We start from the raw sequence: 2,795 nt of genomic DNA, 5'->3' as shown, positions 1-2,795 counted from the left end.
CCACCTGATCGACGGAAAAGGGTCTCAGAGCAGCGCTTACTGTGCATCTGCCTCCGCAGCGCGCCAGCACGAGCGCGTCGGCGAGCGTCTGATCTGGGTGGACGCGACCCTCAAGGAGCAGCGCGCGAATCGGCTGGGGTGAAGTCCAGCCGCACTTGCAGCGAAGGTTGAGCACGCGATGTCGCAACGTGTGCATGGAGCACGCTAGGGCGATCGTGCGGTCGAAGGGTGGTGGGGGCGGCATGGAGGGAACGTAGGGGGAACGGCGGGCTGGAGTCGAGCCTTGGGATCGCTCGTCTATCGGCTGAAGATAGCCCAGGCGTCACGTTGTAGAGATGCACGAAGAGGCCCTAGTGGTGTGTGGGAAGAGAGTTCGTAGACGCCACAGCGGCCTGGATGGCGACGGTTAGGCGATCCCTCAAGGTAGCCATCTAACCTAGCATGGGACGCCGTCGCAGTGGTGGCGTTGGCCGTCCATGGAACCGGACATCTTCCTCAAGGCAACCTTCTGGGCGATGGCCAATCCCGCCTCACTGCCAAGGGCCGGCATGATCGAGTTGGTCGAGGCCGCTGGTTTCGACCAGAAGTCTCCAATTATCCAGGGGTGCTGGCCCATCCGGACGGCCTGATCACCACGCCCCACGAGGTCGTCAAGGATCTGCTGCGCCGGGCGGAACAGAGGGCTGGCCGGAGCCTCTGTTCGCCAAGTGGGAGATGCCGTCACAACCGACCGCTCCGTCCAGGCCGGTCAGCGCCGCGCACAGGGTAAGACAGATCGTCAGGTAGGGGCCTGGCCGATCGACCACTCGCTGGTGTGTGTCCCATGAAGCCGGCGTCCGGTTTGAACCCTCAGCGAGGACGCCCGTTGGCGCACGATAGCAAACCAACTCAGAGAGGTCCGTCTATGGCCCAAGGTCCCACTACCATCAACGGCCCGTTGCACACGCCCGATGCGAACACTGATGCACGACGGGTGGTGGCGTACTACACCACTCGGCAGGAAGCCGAGGCAGCACAATCTGCATTGGTCGGTGCCGGTGTCACGAGCACCCAAATCACCATCACGGAAGCCAAGGGAAACCAACCCGACCTGGAGCCAGCCGATCAGTCGATCATTGGCCACATCCGCGAGGCTTTACTGCCCGATGATGGCCAAGTTGGGAAACGAGCTGCCATTGTCGATAACGACGTTACGCTGACGGTGTTGCCGCAGGATGGAGAGGTTGACCGGATCGTTGACATTATCCAGGCCAGCAATCCGCATCATTTCGACCCGGCGCTGGAGCGTTGGCGGAATTCACCCCCAACAACCTGAAAGGTTGCGACGGCCGGCAAAGGCTTCGTTCTAAGGGGCGCCGCAGCTAAGCATTGGTTTACTTGACTCAATTGCTTGGTATCCACGAACGGTGCCCCCTCGGTCGTGTTGAGTTTTCGATTGTCGTTGCGACGCCCGCTACGCAGAGTGCGGTGCGTGGAAGCACACGCAGATTAGGCGAGAGAAACGAAGTGAGGACTGAATGGAAGCGATTGCAGCGCGGATTACCGTTCTTGAAAGGGAGGTCCGAGCCCAAAATGCTGCTATCCAGGATCTTGCTCGACGGGAAGATTTTGGCGGCATGCCGCTGGCGCAGCAGGCGTTGCAGCAGATGACGCGCGAATTGAATAGTTTTCGAAGGCGGCTACCCTCCACCCATCTTGCCAGTCCCGGATCAGATCAGGGCCGTCGGAAACGAGACGCGCGTGCGTCGTCTCACATATTGTGATCGGATTGTCGGGGGTGCCGGCCACCGGCCCGTCAATGCCCGCCGCATTCCCGATGGCAGCCAGACTAGCTACATTGGTGGGAGACGTGGTCGCACAGTTCAATCATCATGACCAGTGGCGACCAGCGGTACGTAGATCGTCTGCCAAAGCCATCAGGAGAACCGGATCACTCTCCGAAATAGTATGTGAATAGGATAACGATTTGGATGGGGTCACCTCAGACTGTGTGCGTCGACATAGTTGTTAAAGGCCGGGGAGCCTTCAGGTTTCCCAGACTGCAGCGGTGTGACTAGTGATGTGGCTTCTATCATTTGATGATCAACGGAGGTGCCGGCCGCCGAGCTAGGCCTCGCGCCGGCTTTCCGCCTTTTGGCCGGGTTATCAGAAATTCCCGGCGCCAGGAGAGGTGATCACCCGAGCAACAAGTAGCCTCTCTCACCAAGGGAACGATCGCAACAACAAAAGAGATGCCCGGCCGCCGAGACCTGGACAGGCACCTCGCGCCGGGCTCTCCGCGTGTTAGTAACCCGGGCTATCGGAGATCACGGGGATTTGCGTCCAAGGGGATAGGACCGGACGGGTTGATGGTGTCCCAAGTGGGTTAACGAGAGATTGACGCATTGACCGGATGTTGCAGTCCGATAACATCAAGCAGCTTGCCGTCTCTATAACTTCGATCCCCGGGGCAGGTCCCAAGATTGCTGGGCATGAGGAGCCTGCCCTTCGGATTGAACCTGTCGGCCATAGTGAACGCCATGCGGGCCTATAGAGGCGGAAGAATCGACGTTCCCACAAGCACGAGGGAACAGGCATCCATGATGCAGGCCAGAGCGGTCAGCCTGGACTGGTTGTGGTGCTACGAGCGATAGTAGGCGAGCATCGGTAGGACAGATGGCTCTCCAGCAAAGTTCTGGTGGAGATGTCTCAATCATTTGGCAGCCGCCCTTCGCTATTACGTTGGAGATCGTCTTGGCCAAGACAGGAATCAAAGTATGGTCGAAACACTGACCAAGGCCCGTCTGACCTGGGAC

General features: G+C 59.5%; 3 protein-coding genes. All 3 read left to right on the top strand.

Annotated elements, in window-relative coordinates; translation table 11 throughout:
• Positions 1-476 precede the first annotated feature (476 nt).
• Complete coding sequence (locus GSQ76_RS03135) at positions 477-629, top strand: hypothetical protein (protein ID WP_158742457.1); 153 nt, start codon at positions 477-479, stop codon at positions 627-629.
• A 275-nt stretch (positions 630-904) separates the two neighbouring features.
• Entirely contained in the window at positions 905-1,315 is a 411-nt protein-coding gene (locus GSQ76_RS03130; RefSeq protein WP_158742456.1) for a hypothetical protein, read from the top strand.
• Positions 1,316-1,517: 202 nt separating this feature from the next.
• Positions 1,518-1,763, top strand: a complete 246-nt coding sequence (locus tag GSQ76_RS03125) for a hypothetical protein (protein ID WP_158742455.1) — start codon at positions 1,518-1,520, stop codon at positions 1,761-1,763.
• The last annotated feature ends 1,032 nt before the right edge of the window (positions 1,764-2,795 follow it).

The organism is Acidisphaera sp. L21, assembly GCF_009765685.1.
Lineage (GTDB): Bacteria > Pseudomonadota > Alphaproteobacteria > Acetobacterales > Acetobacteraceae > LMUY01.
The sequence above is the reverse complement of the archived record's forward strand: the minus strand, read 5'-3'. Positions and strand labels throughout refer to the sequence as shown.

Excerpts from the sequence above, each read along its gene's own strand:
- GSQ76_RS03135 (WP_158742457.1), top strand. The coding sequence starts at position 477 with ATGGAACCGGACATCTTCCTCAAGGCAACCTTCTGGGCGATGGCCAAT.
- GSQ76_RS03130 (WP_158742456.1), top strand. The coding sequence starts at position 905 with ATGGCCCAAGGTCCCACTACCATCAACGGCCCGTTGCACACGCCCGAT.
- GSQ76_RS03125 (WP_158742455.1), top strand. The coding sequence starts at position 1,518 with ATGGAAGCGATTGCAGCGCGGATTACCGTTCTTGAAAGGGAGGTCCGA.